The organism is Sphaerobacter sp., from assembly GCF_019683595.1.
Classification (GTDB): Bacteria; Chloroflexota; Chloroflexia; order Thermomicrobiales; family Thermomicrobiaceae; genus Sphaerobacter.
The window spans coordinates 1-3,105 of the sequence record NZ_JADGHZ010000289.1; the positions used below are offsets into that span (position 1 = coordinate 1).

At 68.7% G+C, this 3,105-nt stretch carries 3 protein-coding genes; all 3 read right to left on the bottom strand.

Going from position 1 to position 3,105, the window contains the following annotated elements:
* Nucleotides 1-185: 185 nt before the first annotated feature.
* The gene (locus tag IRZ30_RS16720; protein WP_294086816.1) at nt 186-797 is read right to left on the bottom strand and encodes a GNAT family N-acetyltransferase; all 612 of its coding nucleotides are present in this window, start codon (nt 795-797) and stop codon (nt 186-188) included.
* 81 nt (nt 798-878) lie between these two features.
* Nucleotides 879-1,604, bottom strand: a complete 726-nt coding sequence (locus IRZ30_RS16725; protein ID WP_294086817.1) for a head GIN domain-containing protein — start codon at nt 1,602-1,604, stop codon at nt 879-881.
* A 32-nt stretch (nt 1,605-1,636) separates the two neighbouring features.
* Nucleotides 1,637-2,851, bottom strand: a complete 1,215-nt coding sequence (locus tag IRZ30_RS16730) for a pyridoxal phosphate-dependent aminotransferase (protein WP_294086818.1) — start codon at nt 2,849-2,851, stop codon at nt 1,637-1,639.
* Between the last annotated feature and the right edge of the window lie 254 nt (nt 2,852-3,105).

Here is a 3,105-nt window from a genome sequence, read left to right on the forward strand (position 1 = left end):
GCGGCCGCGGGGGGGGGGGGGGGGGGGGGTGTCGCCGCCCCCCCCCCCCCCCGAGCGGCGAACACCGCATCAGCAGGGGCTGCGCGCGGCGGTGACCAACCTGGTGGCACTGAGCGCACAATCGTGTCGCGACGGTTCGGGCTGTCGCACCGGGTGGGAGTCACGCGCGTGCGTCGTGCTGTGCACTACGATGATCCTGGACGGGTTGAGTCCGGCTGGAAGATCTCGCTCAGTACCGGGCTGGTGAACTCATCGGCGACGCAGTCCATGTAGATCACGTCCCAGCGCCGCCCGGCAAAGCGGCGCGCGCCGCGGCGTCGCCCGATCTCCTTGAAGCCCGCCTTCTGGTAGGCCCGGATGCCCGCCTGGTTGAACGCGTACACCTTGAGCATGACATCGTGCAGCCCGAGTGCCGTGAAGGCGTAGTCGAGCGCGAGGCGAGTGGCCTCAGTGCCGTAGCCCCGTCCGCGGTGGGTCGCCTCGCCGATGGTGATGACGAACTCGGCGGTGCCGTTGCGGTGATCGATGTCGATGAGCGCGCAGGTGCCGATCGGCTGCCAGGTAGCGCGCTCGTAGATCTGGAAGCCGACCTGGTTCGCCGATCCGGTGGCGATGGCATCGTACTGCGCGGCCTGCTCTTCCAGCGTGACGGGTCGCGGCATGTCGCCGAGGGTGCGGAGAGTCTGGAACTCGTTGAACCAGCGCTGGTAGGTCTCCAGCAGGTCGCGCCGGAGCGGGCCGAGCCCGACGCGCTCCCCGACGACGTTCACGACCGGCTGCTGGTGCGGCTCGCCCATCACGCTCTCACCCCACGTGCTTAGCGCCGGGGATCGTCCCGGCAAGCGTTCCCGAGTCGCACCCGGTGGGTCGGATCCGGGCTACTCGTCGGCCCGCTCGACACGCCCGCTGCCGAGGATGCGCTGGTTGATCGACGGGTTGCCGTAATACTGCACGTCGCCGCTCCCGGCGATCGAGACCGTGAGTGTTTGGGCAACGCGGACGGTCGCGTCGCCAGAGCCGGCCACGTCGACCGCCGCCGTCTCACTCGCCAGATGGGCGGCGCTGTACTCTCCCGATCCCTCAATCTCCACTCGCTGGTCCGTCACGTCGCCGGCGATGGAGCAGGTGCCCGAGCCGCTGATGCGGACGGTGAGCCGGTCGCCGGCAAAACGATCGATGCGGGCATCAGTCGACCCCGCGAGGCGCAGCGTCAGGGCATCGGTCTGGATGCCGGCCGACTCGACGTCCGCGCTGCCCTCGACCTCGATCGCATGGATGTCCCGCATGGTGAGGTGATAGCGGATCTCCCGCGTGGGTTGGATCGACGTGCCACGGCGAATACCGATCTCCAGACGCCCGTTGCGGACCTCGGTCCGGATGAGCGGCAGGATGTTGTCCTCGGCCTCGATGGTTAGCGCCTCATGATCGCCCTGCTCGATGGTGAGCGTGCCGACTCCGTCGAGAGACACCTGATCGAAGCCGGACACGTCGCGCGACTCGGTGGCCATGTTGCCCGATCCTTTCTCCGGGATAAAGGGGACGTTGCAGGCTATCGCGATCGGCACGACCAGAAGCGCGAGCGCCAGACGAAGGACATACCGCACGGGCTGGAACCTCCGGAGCGGGCTACCTGCGATCAGGCATCGCGGCGACCGGGATAGGCGGCGAGCCCTGCCTCGAGGATGCTGGCCGCGCGGGTCAGCGTCTCCGGATCGTAGACGCAGGCGAGCCGGATCTCATCCTGGCCGCGCCCCGGGGTGACGTAGAAATCGCTCATCGGCGTCACCATGACCGTTTCCCCGTCGACGTGGAAGTCGCGCAGGAGCCACGCCGCGAACCGCTCGCTGTCGTCGACCGGGAGCTGCGCGATGACGTAGAAGCCCCCGCCGGGCCGGTGGCAGGTCACCCCCTCGATGCGCGACAGCGCGGCGACGAGCGCGTCAACCCGCTGGCGGTAGGTCTCAACGACCGTGCTGATGTACGGCTCCGGCGCGCGGAGTGCCTGTGTGATCGCCACTTGTTCGACCACGGGCACCGCGAGCCGCAACTCCGCCAGATCCGCGACAGCCGTCATGACCGCCGCGTTGCGCGAGACGATCGTGCCGATGCGCATCCCGCAGGCGTTGAAACGCTTGGAGATGCTGTCGATGACGACCACGTGGTCATCGAGCCCGGGGATCGAGAGCGCGCTCGGTGCGGGCGGGCCGTCGAACACGATCTCGCGGTACGTCTCGTCGGAGAGCAGGAAGATCCCGGCTTCCCGCACGATCTCGCCCAGCGCCAGGAGAGCCTCGCGACTGTAGACCGTCCCGGTCGGGTTGTTGGGGCTACAGATGAGGAGCGCGCGCGTCTCCGGGGTGATCGCCGCGCGGATGGCCTCCGGCGACGGGGGCGTGAAGCCCGACCCCAGCGGGACGGTTCGCAAACGGAGGCCGGCAACGGCGGTCGTGCCCTGGTACGGTGCGTAGAACGGCTCCGGGATCAGAATCTCGTCGCCGGGGTCGCACGTCGCGAGCATGGCGAGCGAGAGCGCCTCGCTGGCGCCGCTGGTGATCACGATGTCTCCCGGCTCAACCTCGATCCCGTGGTGACGATAGTACGCCACCCAGGCGTCCAGGGCCTCGGGCAGCCCGCGGGAGGGCGCATAGGCCAGGTGCCGATCCGCCGCGCTGGCAATCGCCTCGGCGACACTCGGAGGCGCGAGAAGGTCGGGCTGGCCGATGTTGAGATGGATGACCCGGTGTCCACGCCGCTTCGCCTCGTCGGCAAGGGGGGCGAGCCGGCGGATCGGCGAAACGGGGAGCGCCCGGCATCTCCTTGAAACCGCCAGCTCCGACTGACGCGCCGCCATTCGATGATCCTCCCTTGAACGCTCGTACCGCCCGGTGCCCTCACGACGTGTCCGGATGGTAGCACAGAAGGGTGACTTCATGGCCAGACAGCGCGCTGACGACTGTTGCGGGATTGCGACATCATCTCCTCCGCGGCGTACGCGCCTGCCACCTGGGCGCTGCTACGCTGGGTACAAGAGATGAGCGCGGTGGGAGGTGGGTCCTCCCCGAGCTCGCAAGGAGGGGCATCCATGGACGGTGTGCGCTACATGAC

Coding starts and splice junctions, on each gene's coding strand:
- IRZ30_RS16720 (WP_294086816.1), bottom strand. CDS start 797: ATGGGCGAGCCGCACCAGCAGCCGGTCGTGAACGTCGTCGGGGAGCGC.
- IRZ30_RS16730 (WP_294086818.1), bottom strand. CDS start 2,851: ATGGCGGCGCGTCAGTCGGAGCTGGCGGTTTCAAGGAGATGCCGGGCG.